17 protein-coding genes are annotated in these 18,563 nt (G+C 69.0%); 15 read left to right on the top strand and 2 right to left on the bottom strand.

Features of this window, described 5'->3' with window-relative positions; all coding sequences use genetic code 11:
- Nucleotides 1-51 precede the first annotated feature (51 nt).
- The 7 genes from dapE (at nucleotide 52) to CPH63_RS21375 (ending at nucleotide 5,747) form a co-directional block, all read left to right on the top strand.
- On the top strand, nucleotides 52-1,176 hold the full coding sequence (gene dapE, locus CPH63_RS21405) for a succinyl-diaminopimelate desuccinylase (RefSeq protein WP_096304753.1): 1,125 nt from the start codon (nucleotides 52-54) through the stop codon (nucleotides 1,174-1,176).
- A gap of 125 nt (nucleotides 1,177-1,301) precedes the next feature.
- Nucleotides 1,302-2,216 carry a TIGR00730 family Rossman fold protein gene (locus tag CPH63_RS21400; RefSeq protein ID WP_096304752.1) on the top strand — a complete coding sequence of 305 codons (915 nt, stop codon included), beginning with the start codon at nucleotides 1,302-1,304 and terminating at the stop codon, nucleotides 2,214-2,216.
- Nucleotides 2,216-2,758, top strand: coding sequence for a TIGR00730 family Rossman fold protein (locus tag CPH63_RS21395; RefSeq protein WP_096304751.1), 543 nt, complete (start codon nucleotides 2,216-2,218; stop codon nucleotides 2,756-2,758). The genes CPH63_RS21400 and CPH63_RS21395 overlap by 1 nt, the downstream gene beginning before the upstream one ends.
- A gap of 44 nt (nucleotides 2,759-2,802) precedes the next feature.
- Complete coding sequence (locus CPH63_RS21390) at nucleotides 2,803-3,207, top strand: DivIVA domain-containing protein (RefSeq protein ID WP_096304750.1); 405 nt, start codon at nucleotides 2,803-2,805, stop codon at nucleotides 3,205-3,207.
- Nucleotides 3,200-3,757 (top strand): DNA-3-methyladenine glycosylase I, encoded by a 558-nt coding sequence (locus CPH63_RS21385; protein ID WP_096304749.1) that lies wholly within the window; start codon nucleotides 3,200-3,202, stop codon nucleotides 3,755-3,757. Before CPH63_RS21390 ends, CPH63_RS21385 begins: the two co-directional genes overlap by 8 nt.
- Nucleotides 3,758-3,886: 129 nt before the next feature.
- A complete protein-coding gene (locus tag CPH63_RS21380; RefSeq protein WP_091354901.1) occupies nucleotides 3,887-4,054 on the top strand; it encodes a DUF3117 domain-containing protein in 168 nt (55 codons plus the stop codon).
- 187 nt (nucleotides 4,055-4,241) lie between these two features.
- Nucleotides 4,242-5,747 carry a M17 family metallopeptidase gene (locus tag CPH63_RS21375; protein WP_172892268.1) on the top strand — a complete coding sequence of 502 codons (1,506 nt, stop codon included), beginning with the start codon at nucleotides 4,242-4,244 and terminating at the stop codon, nucleotides 5,745-5,747.
- Between the two features lie 66 nt (nucleotides 5,748-5,813).
- Here the strand turns inward: CPH63_RS21375 and CPH63_RS21370 are convergent, their stop codons facing one another.
- Nucleotides 5,814-6,209, bottom strand: coding sequence for a DUF5709 domain-containing protein (locus CPH63_RS21370; RefSeq protein ID WP_096304747.1), 396 nt, complete (start codon nucleotides 6,207-6,209; stop codon nucleotides 5,814-5,816).
- A 105-nt stretch (nucleotides 6,210-6,314) separates the two neighbouring features.
- Between CPH63_RS21370 and CPH63_RS21365 the strand changes: the two genes are divergently transcribed.
- Nucleotides 6,315-7,658, top strand: a complete 1,344-nt coding sequence (locus CPH63_RS21365) for a deoxyribodipyrimidine photo-lyase (protein WP_096304746.1) — start codon at nucleotides 6,315-6,317, stop codon at nucleotides 7,656-7,658.
- Here the strand turns inward: CPH63_RS21365 and glgA are convergent.
- Nucleotides 7,655-8,815, bottom strand: a complete 1,161-nt coding sequence (gene glgA, locus CPH63_RS21360) for a glycogen synthase (RefSeq protein ID WP_096304745.1) — start codon at nucleotides 8,813-8,815, stop codon at nucleotides 7,655-7,657. The two genes, CPH63_RS21365 and glgA, sit on opposite strands and share 4 nt — an antisense overlap.
- Nucleotides 8,816-8,893: 78 nt before the next feature.
- On the opposite strand from glgA, the gene glgC reads away from it, so the two are divergent.
- The 7 genes from glgC (at nucleotide 8,894) to CPH63_RS21325 (ending at nucleotide 18,531) form a co-directional block, all read left to right on the top strand.
- Nucleotides 8,894-10,114, top strand: a complete 1,221-nt coding sequence (gene glgC, locus CPH63_RS21355) for a glucose-1-phosphate adenylyltransferase (protein WP_096304744.1) — start codon at nucleotides 8,894-8,896, stop codon at nucleotides 10,112-10,114.
- 141 nt (nucleotides 10,115-10,255) lie between these two features.
- Complete coding sequence (locus tag CPH63_RS21350; protein WP_096304743.1) at nucleotides 10,256-11,146, top strand: ABC transporter substrate-binding protein; 891 nt, start codon at nucleotides 10,256-10,258, stop codon at nucleotides 11,144-11,146.
- A gap of 13 nt (nucleotides 11,147-11,159) precedes the next feature.
- A complete protein-coding gene (locus tag CPH63_RS21345; protein WP_096304742.1) occupies nucleotides 11,160-12,122 on the top strand; it encodes an amino acid ABC transporter permease in 963 nt (320 codons plus the stop codon).
- 26 nt (nucleotides 12,123-12,148) lie between these two features.
- On the top strand, nucleotides 12,149-12,901 hold the full coding sequence (locus tag CPH63_RS21340; protein WP_096305334.1) for an amino acid ABC transporter ATP-binding protein: 753 nt from the start codon (nucleotides 12,149-12,151) through the stop codon (nucleotides 12,899-12,901).
- Between the two features lie 23 nt (nucleotides 12,902-12,924).
- Nucleotides 12,925-14,265: an amidase gene (locus tag CPH63_RS21335; RefSeq protein WP_096304741.1), complete on the top strand. Its 1,341-nt coding sequence runs from the start codon at nucleotides 12,925-12,927 to the stop codon at nucleotides 14,263-14,265.
- Between the two features lie 286 nt (nucleotides 14,266-14,551).
- Nucleotides 14,552-17,443: an FAD-binding and (Fe-S)-binding domain-containing protein gene (locus tag CPH63_RS21330; protein ID WP_096305333.1), complete on the top strand. Its 2,892-nt coding sequence runs from the start codon at nucleotides 14,552-14,554 to the stop codon at nucleotides 17,441-17,443.
- A complete protein-coding gene (locus CPH63_RS21325) occupies nucleotides 17,440-18,531 on the top strand; it encodes an aminotransferase class I/II-fold pyridoxal phosphate-dependent enzyme (protein ID WP_096304740.1) in 1,092 nt (363 codons plus the stop codon). Before CPH63_RS21330 ends, CPH63_RS21325 begins: the two co-directional genes overlap by 4 nt.
- Nucleotides 18,532-18,563: the final 32 nt, after the last annotated feature.

Below are 18,563 nucleotides of genomic sequence, written 5' to 3'. Positions count from 1 at the left end.
AGCGATCCGCACAGAGTGCCGTCGGCGTGGCACAGCGTAGCCTGAACAACCATGCCGGACGCCGCATCGCCAACCACGGCCGCCACCACCACCGCCCCGCTCGACCTCACGGTCGACGCGGCGGTGCTCACCGCGCAGCTGGTCGATATCGAGTCGGTCTCCGGCGACGAGAAACTGATCACCGACCTGGTCGAGGCGGCACTGCGTGACTGTGGCGCCCTCGCCGGCCGGATCGCCGTCGAGCGGGACGGCAATGTCGTGATCGCGCGGACCGAGCTGGGCCGGCCCCAGCGGGTCGTGCTGGCCGGCCACCTGGACACCGTGCCGATCGCGGAGAACCTGCCGTCCCAGCTCCGGGACGGGCGTCTCTACGGCTGCGGAGCCACCGACATGAAGTCGGGGGTGGCCGTGCAGCTGCGGATCGCCCAGCTGGTCGGCGCGGGGGAGCTGGAACCGACGTCTGACCTCACCTGGGTCTTCTACGACTGCGAAGAGGTCGACGCATCCCGCAACGGGCTTGGAAGAATCGCCCGGGAGCGCCCGCAGGCCTTGAGCGGCGACCTGGCCGTGCTGCTGGAGGGGACCAACGGCGTGGTCGAGGGCGGCTGCCAGGGGACGCTGCGGGCCCGGATCACCCTCGCCGGGCAGCGGGCCCACAGTGCTCGCTCCTGGCTCGGGGTGAACGCCATTCAAGCCGCCGCTCCGGTGTTGGCTCGCCTCGACGCCTACCAGGCCCGTGTCGTCGACGTCGAGGGCCTCACGTACCGCGAGGGACTCAACGCGGTCTTCATCACTGGCGGCATCGCCGGAAACGTCATCCCGGACGAGTGCACGATCACCGTCAACTACCGCTTCGCCCCCGATCTCACCGAGGCCCAGGCGGCGGCCCACGTACGTGACCTCTTCGCCGACTACCCGGTCGAGATCATCGACTCGGCGCCCGCTGCCCGTCCCGGCCTGGATGCACCCGTCGCCCAGCGGCTGGTGACCTCGGTCGGCGGTGAACCGGCCGCCAAACTCGGGTGGACCGACGTCGCCCGCTTCGGCGAGCTGGGCATCGCGGCGGTGAACTTCGGTCCTGGTGACCCCAATGTCGCCCACACCCGCGACGAGTACGTGACGGTCTCCAACATCCTCGCGGCCGAGGTCGCACTCGTCGCGTTCCTGAGCGACTGAGTCGACGCGCCGCGAGAGCCGGCCCCCGGTTGACTCCGTCAACGATGCCGACGGTTGACTCCGTCAACGACCGGCCGGTGAGGTGTTGAGATGCGAGATCGTGGCGGCGGACTAGCGTCTGCGCTATGACGGAGAGCTTCTCGCGCAGTGAACCGCTGACCCCGCCGACCGATGCCCAGCTCAGTGACCCGACCGAACGTCAACGGGGTCCGGTGACGCTGCGGCGGGCCCAGGTCAGCCAGCGATCGAGCACCACCACCGATCAACGCCTGCTCGACGCCCGCGGGCCGTCGGACTGGGTGCATACCGATCCGTGGCGCGTACTGCGGATTCAGGCGGAGTTTGTTGAAGGGTTTGGCCTGCTGGCCGAGCTGCCGCGGGCGATCACGGTCTTCGGCTCGGCCCGCACCCATGAGGACACACCCGAGTACGAGACCGGGGTGAAACTCGGCGCCGCGCTGGCCCGGGCCGGTTATGCGGTTATCACCGGGGGCGGACCGGGGGCGATGGAGGCGGCCAACAAGGGTGCCTGCGAGGCGGGTGGCGTCTCGGTCGGTCTCGGCATCGAGCTGCCCTTCGAGCAGCGTCTGAACGAGTTCGTCGACGTCGGCATCAACTTCCGCTACTTCTTCGCCCGCAAGACGATGTTCGTGAAGTACGCCCAGGGGTTCGTCATCCTCCCGGGCGGCTTCGGCACCCTCGACGAGCTCTTCGAGGCCCTGACGCTGGTGCAGACGAAGAAAGTGACCCGTTTCCCGGTGGTTCTGCTGGGTGTGGCGTACTGGTCGGGGCTGCTGAACTGGATCCGCGACACCATGCTGCCGGCGGGCGCGGTCAGCCCGGTCGACCTTGACCTGATGATGCTCACCGACGACGTGGACGAGGCGGTGGCGCACATAGTGGAGTCCGAGCGGCGTGGTTCACCCCAGGAGGATCTGGAGACCCGCTCGCACGAGGGGAACGCCCTCGGGGCGCGGACCAACCCGGCCTTCCAGTCCGACCTCGTCGTCGACGACCCCAGCGTCGGGAACCGCGGGTAGTGGCCTCGATCTGCGTCTACTGCGCCTCCTCCGAGCTGATCGACCCCAGTTACGTCGCGCTGGCCGGCGACGTCGGAACCAGGCTGGCCGCCGGCGGCCATTCGCTCGTCTCCGGAGGCGGGCGAGTGTCGATGATGGGTGCGGTCGCTCGTGCCGCCCGGGTCGGCGGGGCGCACACCGTCGGAGTGATCCCGCAGCATCTGCTCGGCTATGAGGTCGGTGACACCGACGCCGACGAGCTCATCGTGGTGAACACGATGCGTGAGCGGAAGCAGCTGATGGATGAGCGCTCCGATGCCTTCATCGCCCTCCCCGGCGGGATCGGCACCTTTGAGGAGCTCTTCGAGGTGTGGACCGCCCGCTCCCTCGGAATGCACGCGAAACCGGTGCTCGTGCTCGATCCGGACGACTTCTACGCGCCGCTGTGGCGCTACCTCGATGAGCTGATCGGGCGGGGCTTCATCCGGCCGAGCGCCCTCGATTCGCTCTGGCGGGTCAAGTCGGTGGCCGACGCCTTCGCCCTCATCGAGGGCGTCGACTGAGGCGGCCGCTGTAACGGCTGAGGCACCTGTGCCACCATCGTGGGGTGCTGTCGCTGCTGCTCTATGGACTACTCGCCGTCGTGGCGGTCGGCATCCTCTTCCTGATCGCCGTCTATCTGCTCCCAGCCGGCACCCGGATCGCGCCCGTCGCCACCGATGAGGCGCTTCCGCAGCAACTGCCGGACAGCCTGCTCAGCGCCTCCGACGTCGCCACCGTACGGCTGCCGGTGGCCCTGCGCGGCTACCGCTTCGCGGAGACCGATCGGCTGCTGGACCGGCTCTCCAACGAGCTCCTGGCCCGCGACCAGGAGCTGGCTTGGCTGCGCGGCCAGTTGAGCGGCCAGTTGAGCGGCGCGCCAACAGCGGTGTCCGAGGCCGCGCTATCGCAGACCGTGCCGTCGGAGCCTGCGTCAGCGACGCCTGATCCGGCGCCGCCGGCTGATGAGTGAGGAACTCCTCCGCTGTGAGTGGGCAACCTCGGCCCCGGAGTACCTCAGCTACCACGACGACGAATGGGGCCGGCCGCTGCACGGTGAGCGGAACCTCTTCGAACGGATCGCGCTGGAGGGGTTTCAATCCGGCCTCTCCTGGCTGACCATTCTGCGTCGCCGCCCGGCGTTTCGGTCGGCCTTCGGCAACTTCGAGGTCGACACGGTGGCCGCCTTCGGCGACAGCGATGTGCAGCGGCTGCTGGCCGATGCCGCCATCATCCGCAACCGGGCCAAGATCCTGGCCGTCATCAACAACGCCCGACGGGTGCGCGACGCCGTGCCTGAAGGACTCGACGACCTCCTCTGGTCCTTCGCTCCGGCCCGGCATGAGAGCCCGACGAGTTGGGCCGACACACCGGCGATCACGGCCGAGTCGACCGCGCTGGCGAAGGACCTGAAGCGGCGCGGCTTCCGCTTCGTCGGACCCACCACCGCGTATGCGCTGATGCAGGCGGGCGGGATTGTGAATGACCACATCGTCACCTGCTGGCGGGCCGTTTTGAAATAGTTGGACCCTGATTTTTGGGTTACCGCCGTGATGCGGGACAATGGACGGCAGTCCTTGCCCGACTGTGACCAGCCGGGCAATTATTTCGTTCAGGAGGGGCACCGCGGTGCCCATCGACAGGAGGCAGCAATGGCGGCCATGAAACCCCGGACCGGCGACGGACCGCTCGAGGTCACCAAGGAGGGGCGTGGCATCGTGATGCGCGTTCCGCTGGAAGGTGGCGGGCGGCTCGTGGTGGAGATGACGCCAGCCGAGGCAACCGCGCTCGGAGAGGCATTGCAGACTGTTGTCAGCTGATCGTCGCGAGTAAACGATCCGGCCCCAGACACGGCGTGCGAGAGCACGCAGCGTCTGGGGCTGAGTGCTTTTACGCCCCGCTGAGCGCTTTTACACCCCGTAGTGTTCGCCCCAAATCTAGTGTTCGCCCCAAATCTTCGCACCGGCCACTGGCTGGAAGTGTTAGCCGAATACATTGGAGACTCCCGTGATCGATATTCGTCTGGGTGACCGCCGTACGCCGGCGGACGTGGTCGCGGTCGTTGTCTCCTACGCCGGCCTCGGATTCGACGTCGCCGGGGAGGACCTGGTCTCGACCCAGGTACTGCCGATCAGCACCCGCGACCTGCTGCGGGTCTTCATCGCCGAGACCGACGCCGAATCCGCAGCCGAACACAGACCAGAGTCCACCACCGGATCAGGCGACGCGTCCGGGCTGGCCGAAGCCGGTGTGATCACCGAACTCCTGCGCCCCGCCGAGGTGCCGCGCCGGATCCTGCTCGTCGGGGTCTCCGACGGGGGTACCCGAGCGGCCCGACTGGCCGGGGCGGCGGTGGCCCGCAATGCCGCCTCGACCGCGGTCAGCTGCGTGCTCGCCGGCCTCGACGACGAGGCGGCCGCCGCCTTCGCCGAGGGACTGCAGCTGGGCGCCTACCGCTTCGGATCGCCCACCAAACGGGACGAGCCGCAGCTGCAGCGGGCCGCCCTCTTCGGCGCCGGCAGCGGGGCCTCCCTCGACGTCGCCAACCACTACGCCCGCGCCGGGCTGTGGGCCCGTGACCTCACCAACACCCGTACCAACACGAAGTCGCCGGCCTGGCTCGGCGCGCAGGCCGAGAAGGAGCTGGGGCGGCTCGGCGTCGCGGTCACCGTCCGCGACGACACCTGGCTGCGCGAGCAGGGCTTCGGCGGGGTCATCGGGGTCGGTCAGGGGTCCGCCTCGCCACCCCGCCTCATCGAGGCGGGGTGGCGTCCGCGGGGCGCCCCCGCGCAGCCGCACATCGTCCTCGTCGGCAAGGGAATCACCTTCGACACCGGCGGCTACAACCTGAAGCCGGGCAGCAGCATGACGACGATGTACACCGACATGGCCGGTGGGGCGGCCGTGCTGGCCGCGGTGCACGTCGTCGCGTCGCTGCAGCTCCCGATCCGGGTGACCGCGCTGGTGCCGGCGGCCGAGAACTCAGTCTCGGGGAACGCGATGCGACCGGGTGACGTGCTGCGCCACTACAACGGGCGAACCTCGGAGATCACCAACACCGACGCCGAGGGGCGTCTGGTGCTGGCCGACGCACTCTCCTACGCCGTGGCCAAGCTCCAGCCGGCCGTCCTGGTGGATATCGCGACGCTGACCGGGGCGATGAAGATGGCGCTGGGTGATCAGATCGCCGGCGTCGTCACCGACGACGATGACCTGGCCAAGCGCCTCGACGTGGCGGCCGAGACGGTCGACGAGCCGCTGTGGCGGATGCCGCTCAACCGTGATTACGAGTCGCTACTGGACTCGCCGATCGCCGACGCCAACAACTCACCCGGCGCACCTGGCGGCATCACCGCGGCCCTCTTCCTGCGGCACTTCGTCGGGGACGTGCCCTGGGCTCATCTGGATATCGCGGGTCCGGCTCGGGCCGCTGAGGCCGCCGGCTACGTCAGCGAAGGGTCGACCGGCTTCGGCGCCCGGTTGCTGGCCCGCTGGATCCAGGATCAGGTCTGAGGCACGACTTGGGGAGTTAAGTTCCCGGAATCCGGGCAGTTAACTCCCCAAATCGGCACGAAGCCGCTACTCGTTGATGATGTGGATGGCCGCCTCTTCGGCGCTGGAGGCTGAGCCGGCCCGTCCCACGTCGTAGGCGATCGCATCGGACTCGTCGTCGAAGCCGCTGCCCTCGTCGGGGGCGACCAACCGACCCGTGCGCCCCTCGACGTCGGTGAAGGCGACGTCGTCGGCGTCGATGTCGGGCTCCTCCTCGGAGAGTCGCTGGTCCAGCGTCTCGCCGGCCTCCTGCTCGCGAGCCGTGGTGCCGAAGCGGGTTCCCAGCGGCTGGGTGTCCGGAACGGTGTAGCCGGCGTCCAACGGATCCTCGGTGTTGTCGCCGGTGAGGGTGTCCGAGGGGTCGAACTGCTCCGCGCCGCCGTAGCCGCCTGCGTAGAGATCGTCAGATTCTTTGCCAGTCATGAATCCAGCTAAGCACAGAGTCAATCGACCCGACAGGTGGCCGCCGGCTGACCCGGTCGTTACCGGCCACGCCGCACCGGGCAGTCTCGGGATGTGGCTTCGGTGATGTGGTTTCGGCGCGATCTGCGGGTGGCTGACCATCCGGCACTGCTGGCCGCCGCCCAGGACGGGCCGGTGACCGCGCTCTTCGTCCTGGACGACGCACTGCTGCGGCCGGCCGGCGCCCCACGGTTAGCTTTTCTGCTCCAGACGCTGCGGGCGTTGCAGGCCGATCTGAGTGAGCGCGGCGGGCAGCTGGTGGTGCGGCGCGGCGAACCGGCCGAGGTCGTGGGGCAGGTGGCTCGTGAGGTGGGCGCGGTCGCGGTCCACGTCAGCTCCGACCACGCGCCCTACGGGTCGGCCCGCGACGCTCGGGTCGAGGCAGCGCTGGGCGGTATCCCGTTGATCCGCACCGGATCGCCGTACGGCGTCACACCGGGGCGGGTCAGGAAGGCCGACGGCAGCCCGTTCAAGGTCTACTCGGCCTTCTATCGGCGCTGGGTCGAGCACGGCTGGCCGGCGCCGGCCCAGACGGAGGCGGCCGGCATCGACTGGGCCCCGGCGATCAAAAGCGTCGCCATCCCGGACGATCCACCGCTGGACCCGGGCCTCACCCTCCCACCGGCCGGAGAGGCCGCCGCGGTGCGGGCATGGGCCAACTTCGCCGCCGAGCGACTCGCGGACTACGACACCGCCCGCGACCGTCCCGACCAGGACGCCACCTCGCACCTGTCGCCGCACCTGCACGTCGGGAGCATCCATCCGCGCACCCTGCTGCAGGGGCTGGGCCGCTCCACCAGCGCGGAGCGATTCCGGCGGGAGCTGGCCTGGCGGGACTTCTACGCCTCCGTGCTGCACTTCTGGCCCGCGAGCGCGCGCGAGTACTTCCAGCCCGAGTTGGCGGCGATGCCCTACCGGCGCGGCAAGGCGGCCGCGACCGCGCTGGCGGCGTGGCAGCAGGGTCGGACCGGCTACCCGATCGTCGATGCCGGAATGCGCCAGTTGCTGGCCGAGGGGTGGATGCATAACCGGGTGCGGATGATCGTCGCGTCGTTCCTGGTGAAAGACCTGCATATCGAATGGACCGAAGGCGCCCGCCACTTCATGCGTCACCTCATCGACGGGGACCTGGCCAGCAATCAGCACGGATGGCAGTGGACGGCCGGGAGTGGCACCGATGCCTCGCCCTACTTCCGGATCTTCAATCCGACCACCCAGGGGCGTCGCTTCGACCCGCAGGGCGACTACATTCGCCGCTACGTGCCGCAGCTGCGCTCCTTCGGGGCGCGCGAGATTCACGAGCCCGGCGCGTCGGCCCAGGGACTGCCCGAGGGGTACCCGGCACCGATCGTCGACCACGCCCGGGAGCGGGCGGTGTCGCTGGCCGACTACAAGCGCCTGCGCGGTTAGCCGAGCAGATCTCGGTAGAGCTCGACCGTCTCGGCCGCGATGGCGGCCCAGCCGAACTTCCCGACCGCCCGCTGCCGGCCGGCCGCGCCGAACGCCTCGGCCCGAGCCGTGTCGGCCACCACGGCGTTCACCGCCGCCGCGATCCCGGCCTCGAACTCAGCTGGCGCCTCGACGTCGTAGTGCACGAGCGTCCCGGTCTCGCCGTCGTTGACAACCTCCGGGATTCCGCCGACGTCGCTGGCCACCACGGCGGTCGAGCAGGCCATCGCCTCGAGATTCACGATCCCCAGCGGCTCGTAGATCGAGGGGCAGACGAAGACGGTGGCGTGGGTGAGCAGCTGTACCACCTGGGGGCGGGGGAGCATGTCGCGAATCCAGATCACCCCGGTCCGGGTGCGCTGCAGTTCGTCGACCAGAGCCTTCGTCTCGGCGGCGATCTCGTCGGTGTCCGGTGCTCCAGCGCAGAGAATCAGCTGAACGGACGGGTCGAAATCGCGGGCGGCGGCCAGTAGATGAACCAGCCCCTTCTGCCGGGTGATCCGTCCGACGAAGATCGCCGACGGGCGCTGCGGATCGACGCCGAACTCCTCGAGCACATCGGTCTCGGTGCGCGGCCGGTAGAGGCCGGTGTCGATTCCGTTGTAGATCACGTGCACCCGGGCCGGGTCGACGAAGGGATAGCTGCTGAGAATTTCGTTGCGCATTCCGGAGCTGACGGCGATGATCGCGGCCGCGCTCTCGTAGGCTTGCCGCTCGGCCCAGGAGGAGATCCGGTAACCCCCGCCGAGTTGCTCAGCCTTCCACGGACGCTGCGGCTCCAGCGAGTGCGCGCTGAGCACGTGGGGCACGCCGTTCAATTGCCCGCCCAGCACCCCGGCCAGGTTCGCGTACCAAGTGTGCGAGTGCAGCAGGTCAGCTCCGGCTACGTTAGCCGCGATCTCCAGGTCGACGCCGAGTGTCTGCAGCGCGGCGTTGGCCGAGGCCAGGCCGCCCGGAGTGGCGTAGGCCCGCACACCCGGCTCGCCCCGCTCCGCTCCGAAGCAGTGCACGTCGACGTCGATCAGCTTTCGCAGCTCGCTGACCAGGAACTCGACGTGCACCCCGGCCCCGCCATATACCTCTGGGGGGTACTCCTTGGTCAGGATTCCGACGCGCATGAGGCCGACTCTAGACCTGCCGATTGCGCCGCTCTGCGGGCTCTATGTCCTTGGTCACCGACCGGCTAGGGTGAGTCCATGGCTCGAGAACCTCGCGTTTTAGGCATGGTGCTGGCTGGCGGAGAAGGTAAGCGCCTCTACCCACTCACTGCAGACCGAGCCAAGCCGGCGGTGCCCTTCGGTGGAAATTACCGGCTGATCGACTTCGTGCTCTCCAATCTGGTCAACGCCGGTTACCTGCGCATCTGCGTGCTGACCCAGTACAAGTCGCATTCGCTGGATCGGCACATCACCCAGACCTGGCGGATGTCGACCGTGCTGGGCAACTACATAACGCCGGTTCCGGCTCAGCAGCGGCTGGGCCCGCGCTGGTACACCGGCAGCGCCGACGCCATCCTGCAGTCCTTCAACCTCATCTACGACGACAAGCCCGACTACATCGTGGTCTTCGGCGCCGACCACGTGTATCGGATGGATCCGCGTCAGATGGTGGCCCAGCACATCGAGACCGGTGCCGGCGCGACGGTGGCCGGAATCCGGGTTCCCCGCTCCGAGGCGAGCGCCTTCGGCGTCATCCACGCGGCGGAGGATCGCAAGGTCATCGAGTTCATCGAGAAGCCGGCCGACCCGCCGGGGCTTCCGGATAATCCTGACGTCGCGTACGCGTCGATGGGCAACTACGTCTTCACCACCGACGCGCTGATCGAGGTGCTGCGAGCCGACGCCGCCGACGAGGACTCCGCGCACGACATGGGCGGCAACATCATGCCGATGATGGTGCAGCGCGACGCGGCCTACGTCTACGACTTCCACGACAACGACGTGCCGGGTGCGGAGGACCGCGATCACGGCTACTGGCGCGACGTCGGGACGCTCGACGCCTACTACGACGCGCACATGGATCTGGTGGCCGTCCACCCGATCTTCAACCTCTACAACCAGCTGTGGCCGATCTACACCCACCACCCGCAGCTGCCGCCGGCCAAGTTCGTCGAAGGCGGCCTGGCCCAGGAGTCGATCGTCGGCTCCGGCTCCATCATCTCCGGCGCCACGGTGCGGCACAGCGTCGTCTCCCCGAACGTTCGGATCGAGGCCGGCGCGTACGTGGAGGGGTCGGTGTTGATGGATTCGGTCCAGATCGGGCGGGGCGCGGTGGTCCGCGGGGCGATTCTGGACAAGGACGTGGTCGTCCCGGCCGGCGCGCACATCGGTGTCGATCCAGGTCACGATCGCGACCGGTACCACGTATCCGAGGGAGGCATCGTCGTCCTCGGCAAGAGCCAGCTTGCACTTCCGTAGTGAGCGTCTCACTCAGAGTGCGGGCCAGTCGCGGAGCGGTAACGGTTACGTTTCCGGACGGTCAGACCGAACATTGTTGACCTAAGGTTTCTCCGTAAGTCCAATCTGAAACAGATCTCCATGGAGGAATTTCTTGTGTTGATGCGTCGCCAGCTCACCGCCGTAGTAGCCGTTGCGGCTGCGGTTATCAGTCTCTCCGCGTGTGCCAGCAACAAGGAGACTTCCGGCCCGACCGGCGCGTCGGTCAGCGCCACCGTCTCGGCGAATGACGCAGCGATCGCGCTGCTGCCGGCGAAGATCAAGACGGCCGGCAAGCTGATCGTCGGGGTGAACGTCCCTTACTCGCCGAATGAGTACAAGGACTCCAGCGGAAAGATCGTCGGCTTCGACGTCGACCTGCTCGACGCGGTGGCCAAGGGCCTCGGGCTCACGACGCAATACACCGAGGCTGACTTCTCCAAGATCATCCCGGCGGTCCAGGCCGGCACCTACGACGTCGGCATGTCGTCGTTCACCGACACCAAGGAGCGCGAGCAGACCGTCGACTTCGCCACTTACTTCAGCGCCGGCATCCTCTGGGCCGCCCCGGCCGGCAAGACGGTCGACCCGAACAACGCCTGCGGGCTGAAGGTCGCCGTTCAGACGACCACCACCGAGGACACCGATGACGTCCCCGGCAAGAGCAAGGCCTGCACGACGGCCGGTAAGCCGGCCATCATCAAGGTGCAGTTCGACAGCCAGGACGACGCCACCAACGCGGTCGTGCTCGGCAAGGTCGACGCCATGTCGGCCGACTCCCCGGTGACGGCCTACGCGATCAAGCAGGCCGCCGGCAAGCTCACCCAGGCCGGCGCTGTCTTCGAGTCGGCGCCCTATGGTTGGCCGGTCGCGAAGGGTTCGACCCTCGCGCAGGCTCTGCAGAAGTCGCTGCAGACGCTGATCGACGACGGCACCTACGGAAAGATCTGCGAGAAGTGGGGCGTTCAGACCGGCGAGATCAAGACGTCGCAGATCAACGGCGCGACGAGCTGACAACGAGCCGACGATGAGCTCGGACGCTCAGAGCGAATCCAACAAACCGGCCGCCGCGGCGGGACCTGACCTGATCGAGGCGGTCCCGCTGCGCCGGCCGGGGCGCTGGATAGCGGCGACGCTCATTTTGGTGCTGCTCGCCCTCTTCCTCTATGGCGCGGCGACCAACAAGAACTATCAGTGGTCGACCTACTGGTCGTACCTGTTCGACAGGCGGATCTCCTCCGGTGCCTGGGTCACGATCCAGCTGACCATCTGGGCCATGCTGCTCGGGGTCTCGCTGGGCGTCGTGCTCTCGGTGATGCGGCTGTCGCCAAGTCCGGTCCTGAAGTCGGTGGCCTGGGTCTACCTCTGGCTCTTCCGCGGCACTCCGGTCTATGTGCAGCTCGTGTTCTGGGGTCTCTTCGCCTCGATCTACCCGCACCTCTCGCTGGGCATCCCGTTCGGGCACCAGTTCGCCACGTTCGACATCCAACAGCTTGACGCGGCGTTCTTCTTCGCGGCCATCGGCCTCGGACTCAACGAGGCGGCCTACATGGCTGAGATCGTGCGGGCCGGCATCTCCTCGGTCGGCGAGGGACAGACCGAGGCGGCGACCGCACTGGGGATGTCCTGGCCGCTGACGATGCGCCGGGTGGTGCTCCCGCAGGCGATGCGGGTGATCATCCCGCCCACCGGCAACGAGCTGATCAGCATGCTGAAGACGACCTCCCTGGTGACCGCGGTGCCACTGACGATCGATCTCTACTCCCAAGCCCGCAACATCTCCGGCGTCAACTTCAAGCCGGTCCCGCTGCTGCTGGTCGCCTCCACCTGGTACCTGGCTATCACCAGCGTGCTGATGGTCGGGCAGTACTACCTGGAGCGACACTTCGCCCGTGGCTCGTCGCGGCAGATGACCGGCCGGGAAGCTCGGGCCCAGGCCAAGGCGCTGGCCGCCGGAACCCACGACGGTGGGGGCGGGATGGGCGCGTGACGGATACCAACGGTGCCGCCGCGTTGATGGTCGACGCCCGCTCGGTCTGCAAGAACTTCGGGACACTTCAGGTGCTCAAGGGGATCAACCTCACCGTGGCACGCGGTGAAGTGCTCTGCATGATCGGCCCGTCGGGATCGGGCAAGTCGACGTTCCTGCGCTGTGTGAATCATCTCGAGCAGGTCAACGCCGGGCGCCTCTACGTCGACGGGGTGCTGGTCGGATACGAGGAGCGCGGTGCCAAGTTGCACGAGCTGCGCCCCAAGGAGGCAGCGCGGCAGCGCCGCGACATCGGCATGGTGTTCCAGCACTTCAACCTCTTCCCGCACATGACGGCCCTGGAGAACGTCGTCGAGGCGCCGATCCGGGTCAAGAAGCTGAAGAAGTCCGAGGCGATCGAGATCGGGCGTCGGCAGCTGGCCCAGGTCGGTCTGGGCGACAAGGAGCACTCCTACCCCGCGCAGCTCTCCGGGGGGCAGCAGCAGCGGGTCGCCATCGCCCGGGCGCTGGCCATGCAGCCGAAGCTGATGCTCTTCGACGAGCCGACCTCGGCCCTGGACCCGGAACTGGTTGGCGAAGTGCTCGACGTGATGAAGGCGCTGGCCAAGGGCGGCATGACCATGATCGTGGTGACCCACGAGATGGGCTTCGCCCGCGAAGTGGCCGATCAGCTGGTTTTCATGGACGGTGGCGTCGTCGTCGAGGCCGGTGACCCGCGCGAGGTGCTCGGCAATCCGCAGCAGGAGCGGACGAAGGCGTTTCTCTCCAAGGTGCTCTGACAACGGTGCTCTAAGGTCTGAGCATGCTCACCGCCGTGCAGACCGCCGCCGCCGTCGCTGATGGGTCCCTCACTGCTCGCGCCGCCGCCGAAGAGGCGTTGGCGCGGATCGCCGAGCGAGAGCCGAAGCTCAATGCGCTTCGGGTCATTCGGGACGAGAAGGCGCTGGCCGAGGCTGACGCGGTGGACGCGCGCAGCGACCTCGCGACGCTTCCCCTGGCCGGGGTGCCGATCATCGTCAAGGACAACGTCGCAGTCGCCGGTGAGTCGACCAACTGTGGGTCGCTGGCCGTGCCGCGCACGCTCCAGCCGGAGGATCACGAGGTGGTGCGGCGGCTGCGTGCGGCCGGCGCGGTGATCGTGGGGATATCGAACGTCCCTGAGTTCTGCGTCTTCGGCACGACCGACTCAGCCGAGGGAATCACCCGCAATCCGTGGGACGTCTCCCGCACCCCGGGCGGCTCCTCCGGCGGTAGTGCCGCGGCCGTCGGCTCCGGGATGGTGGCGATCGCGCACGGCAACGACGGGATGGGGTCGATCCGGATTCCAGCCGCCTGCACCGGACTGGTCGGGATCAAGCCGGGCCTCGGTGTTGTCGTCTCCGAACTCGGAAACGGGTCGTGGTTCGACATGGCCGAGAACGGCCCGCTGGCCACCACCGTGGCCGACTGCGCGCTGATGTTCTCGGTGATGGCCGGTGATCCGTCGCTGGCTGCAGTTGGTGTGATGCCGGGGCTGCGAGTCGGCGTCTCGGTGAAGCCGCCCCAGCTCGGGCTTCCGGTCGACAAGCATTGGGCGTCGGCGGCGCGTTCGACCGGTGACCTGCTGGCCGGCGCTGGGCACTCCGTCCGGGCGGCTGAGGTCCGGTATCCGCTGCGCTTCGGGCCGGCGTCGCTGGCCCGCTGGTTCGCTGGGACGCAGTTGGATATCTCGACGCTGCCCGACCCGTCGACGCTGAGCAGGCGCACCAAGCGGCAGGCGATGCTGGGGCGGCTGGTGCTGGCGGTCGGTGGCCCGCGCGACGGCGCCCGGGAGGCCTGGCGGCGGATGGCCGAGGAGTACTTCGCCGACGTTGATGTGCTGGTGACACCGACGCTGGCGCAGCCGCCGATCGAGGCGCTGGCCTGGAGCGAGCGCGGGTGGCTGGCCAACGTGGTGTCCAACGTCCGCTACGCGCCGTTCGCCGCGCCGTGGAACCTGCTCGGTTGGCCGGCGATGGCGGTGCCGGCGGGGGTGCATCCGGGAGGGCTGCCGCTGTCCGTGCAGCTGGTGGCCCGTCCCGGTCAGGAGGCGACGCTGCTGGCGGTGGCGGCCCAGCTGGAGCAACTGCGTCCGTGGCCGCGGGTAGCCCCCGCGTACGGCTAGCCCCGCCGGCCCATCCTCTCCATACGTCCCGCCTTGTATGTCGAGCATCCGCTTTCCGCCTTGAAATCGGAAGCTCGGCATACAAAGCGTGCTCACGGCGGTCTCACGGCGGCGGGGCAGGCGGGGCGCGAGGAGGAGCAACCTGACGCGCCCCGACAAACCGGTTTCACCGGCACGGCAGAATGGAGCCGTGACCTCTGCGCCTGCGGCAACCCCATCCACGCACGGCCCGCACAGTTCCCGCCCGCACGCCGGCTCCGACTACAGCGGCCCCCGTCCGGCCCAACTGGCCCGTGCGCTGAGCAAGGCCGGCGTGGCCGACGCCGACATCAGTAGCCGCCGCCGGGCCGAGTACTCCTCGGACGCGTCCAACTACCGGATCGTTCCGGCCGCCGTCGTCTTTCCACGCAGCGCCGACGATGTCTCGGCCACCCTGGACGTCGCCCGACGCCTGGGCGTCCCCCTCACCTCACGGGGCGCCGGCACCTCCATCGCGGGGAATGCGGTCGGACGTGGGATCGTCCTCGACTTCTCCCGCCACATGAACCAGATCATCGAGATCGACCCGTTCACCCGCAGTGCGGTCGTCCAGCCCGGGGTAATCCTGGACGCGCTCTCCGACGCCGCGGCGATCCACGGACTGCGGTTTGGCCCCGACCCATCCACCCATGCTCGGGCAACCATCGGCGGCGCCCTGGGCAACAACGCCTGCGGCTCACGCGCGCTGGCCTACGGGCGCAGCGCCGACAATGTCCTGGATATCGACCTCCTCACCGCGGCCGGCGAGCGCTTCACCGCCGGTCGGTACGGACGCGACGGTCTCACCTCGGCGGCCAACGCACCGGCCGCCCTGATGCGCGACCTCGACGGCATCGTCGCCGCCAACCTCGGCCTCATCCGCACCGAGTTCGGACGCTTCACCCGGCAGGTCTCCGGGTACTCGCTGGAGCACCTGCTACCCGAGAACGGCGTCGACCTGGCCCGCTTCCTGGTCGGCACCGAGGGGACACTCGGCGTCATGCTCCAGGCCAGGGTGCAGCTGGTCCAGGCCCCGAAGGCGACGGCCCTGGCCGTGCTCGGCTACCCCGACATGGCCACCGCAGCCGAGGCGGTTCCCGGGCTGCTGCCGCATAAGCCGGTGGCGCTGGAGGGCATGGACGCCCGTCTCGTCGAGGTGGTCCGCAGCCGCCGCGGTGAGGCGGCCGTACCGCCGCTGCCCAAGGGCGGTGGCTGGCTCTTCGTCGAGACCGCCGGTGCGACCACGGCCGACGCCATCGCCGCCGCGAACCGACTCATCGCCGACGCCGACTGTATCGAGTCGACCGTGGTCACCGGGCTCATCGCCAAGGCGCTCTGGCGCATCCGCGAGGACGGCGCCGGGCTCGGCGGCCGCACTCCGGCCAACGAGCCGGCCTGGCCGGGCTGGGAGGATGCGGCCGTCCCGCCGCAGCGACTCGGCCCCTACCTGCGTGAGTTCTCCGAGCTGATGAGTGCCCACAACGTCGACGGGCTGGTCTACGGACACTTCGGTGACGGCTGCGTGCACGCACGCATCGACTTCCCGCTGGCCACCCACCCCGAAAGATTCAGGGCATTCATGCTGGAGGCGGCCCAACTGGTCGGCAGTCACGGTGGCTCCATGTCCGGTGAGCACGGCGACGGACGGGCCCGCGGCGAGCTGCTGCAGTACATGTACACGCCCGAGGCCCTCAGTACTTTCGCCGCGGTGAAGCATGCCTTCGACCCGACCGATCTGCTCAACCCCGGCGTGATCGTCGCCCCGGAGCCGGTCGACGGAAGCCTGCGGGTGCCGGCGGCCAAGCCGCTGCGCAAGAACCTCGCCTTCGCCTACCCGCACGACGGCGGCGACTTCACGACCGCGGTGCATCGCTGCGTCGGGGTGGGCAAGTGCCGGGCCGACACGACGGCCACCGGCGGGGTGATGTGCCCCTCCTACCTGGCGACGAGGGATGAGAAGGACAGCACCCGGGCCCGAGCCCGGGTGCTGCAGGAGCTGGCCAACGGCGGCCTCGTCGAGAAGGGCTGGCGCTCGCCGGAGGTGCTCGACTCACTCGATCTCTGCCTCTCCTGCAAGGGGTGCTCGGCCGACTGCCCGGCCGGCGTGGACATGGCGACCTACAAGGCGGAGGCACTCCACCAGCGTTACCGGCGCCGGCTGCGTCCGGCATCGCACTACGCGCTGGGTTGGCTGCCGCGCTGGTCCCGGCTGGCCTCGCACACACCGCGCGCGGCCAACTTCGCGCTGCGCCGTAAGTCCCTCTCGGCGCTGGGGAAGCGGATGGCCGGCGTCGACCAGCGCCGCCCGCTTCCGGAGTTCGCCACCGAGACGTTCCGCGACTGGTTCGCCGGGCGGCAGAAGGCTCGTGGCGGCGGAGCCACCCCGTTAACCGGCCAGCCGGTGATGCTGTGGGTGGACACCTTCACCGACCATTTCTCGCCCGAGGTCGGACGTGCCGCGGTGACCGTGCTGGAGGACGCGGGCTACGACGTGCAGATCACCGACCGCGCCGTCTGCTGTGGCCTCACCTGGATCTCGACCGGCCAGCTCGATGGGGCCCGTAAGCGCCTGCGCAGGACGCTGGACGCGCTGGAACCGTCGATAAAGGCGGGGATTCCCATCGTCGGGCTGGAGCCGTCGTGCACCGCGGTGCTCCGCTCGGACGTTACCGAACTGCTGGCCGACGACGAACGCTCGGCGCAGGTCGCCAAGCAGACGCACACCCTGGCCGAACTGCTACGCGCGACCCCCGACTGGACCCCGCCGAGCCTGCGCGGGGTGCAGGGGGTCGCTCAGCCGCACTGCCACCAGCATGCGGTGATGGGCTGGAGCGAGGACGCCGCGCTGCTGGCCGACGCCGGAGCCGAGATCGCGGCCGTCGGTGGCTGCTGCGGACTGGCCGGAAACTTCGGGGTCGAACGCGGCCACTACGAGGTGTCGGTCGCCGTGGCCGAGAATGCCCTGCTGCCCGCCGTCCGCGCCGCGGATGAGGACGCGGTGGTGCTGGCCGACGGGTTCTCCTGCCGCACCCAGCTTGAACAGCTGGCCGGTGACTCCGGCCAGCACCTGGCCCAACTGCTCGCCTCGGCGCTGGAGGCCCGAGCCCAGCGGCTGGAGCGCGCCCGCGCGTCGTCGGAAGAGACTGGAGAGACATCATGACCGGATTCGTCCCGCCGCCCTACCCCTACGACCGGCTGGCCGAGGTCATCACGATCGCCGGCCGGCACGCCGGGGGAGGCGTCGACCTCTCGATCGGCACCCCCTGCGACGACCCGCCACCGGAGGTCACGGCCGCCCTAGCGTCACCGGCGACGGCCCGTACCTACCCGCCCTCGCTGGGGACGCCGGCCTTCCGGCAGGCGGCGACCGACTGGATCGCACGCCGCCTCGGCGCCACCGTGGACGTCGCGACCGAGATCGCGGCCTGCGTCGGCACCAAGGAGTTCGTCGCCTCGACCCCGCAGTACCTCAAGCTACGGACGCCCGAGCGGGACACCGTCCTCTACCCGGCGATCAGCTACCCCACCTACGCGATGGGGGCGTCGCTGGCCGGCTGTCGGGCCGTCCCGTACACGAAGCTAAGCGAGATAGCCGCCGAGGACGCGGAGCGGGCGCTGCTGGTCTGGGTGAACTCGCCCAGCAACCCCACCGGCGAGCTGGCCGATCTGGCCGAGGCAGCGTTCTGGGGACGTGAGCGGAACGTGCCGGTTTTCTCGGACGAATGCTACGCCGAATTCACCTGGGCAACTCCGGCCGCCTCGGTGCTGACCAGTGGAACGCAGGGCGTGGTCGCCGTACATTCCCTCAGTAAACGCGACAACTTCGCCGGTGCCCGTATCGGCTTCTACGCCGGTGATGCCGAGCTGATCCACTACCTCAGTGAGGTCCGCAAGCACGCGGGTCTGATGCCGCCGGGGCCGGTTCAGGCCGCGGCCGTGCTGGCCCTCAACGACGACGAGCACGTCGAGCGGCAGCGCAGCCGCTACCGGCAGCGGCTCACCAGATTGACCGAGATTCTCGGGGTTCTGGGTTATGCGGCGCACCTGCCCGAAGGTGCCTTCTACCTGTGGGTCGCCTCGCCCAGCGGCGACGCCTGGACCGATGCCCGGGACCTGGCCGAGCGGGCCGGGATCGTCGTCTCGCCCGGAGAGTTCTACGGCCCGGATGGTGCCGATCACTTCCGGGTGGCCGCCGTCCAGCCCGACGATCGCATCGAACTGGTCGCGACTCGGGTGGGTCTGGCCTAGCTGCCCGGCGGCGTTGCGGGTGGGTGACTCGC

Source organism: Jatrophihabitans sp. GAS493 (assembly GCF_900230215.1).
Taxonomy (GTDB): domain Bacteria; phylum Actinomycetota; class Actinomycetes; order Mycobacteriales; family Jatrophihabitantaceae; genus MT45.
Note: the sequence above shows the minus strand (reverse complement) of the source record. Positions and strands in the feature narration are given on the sequence as shown.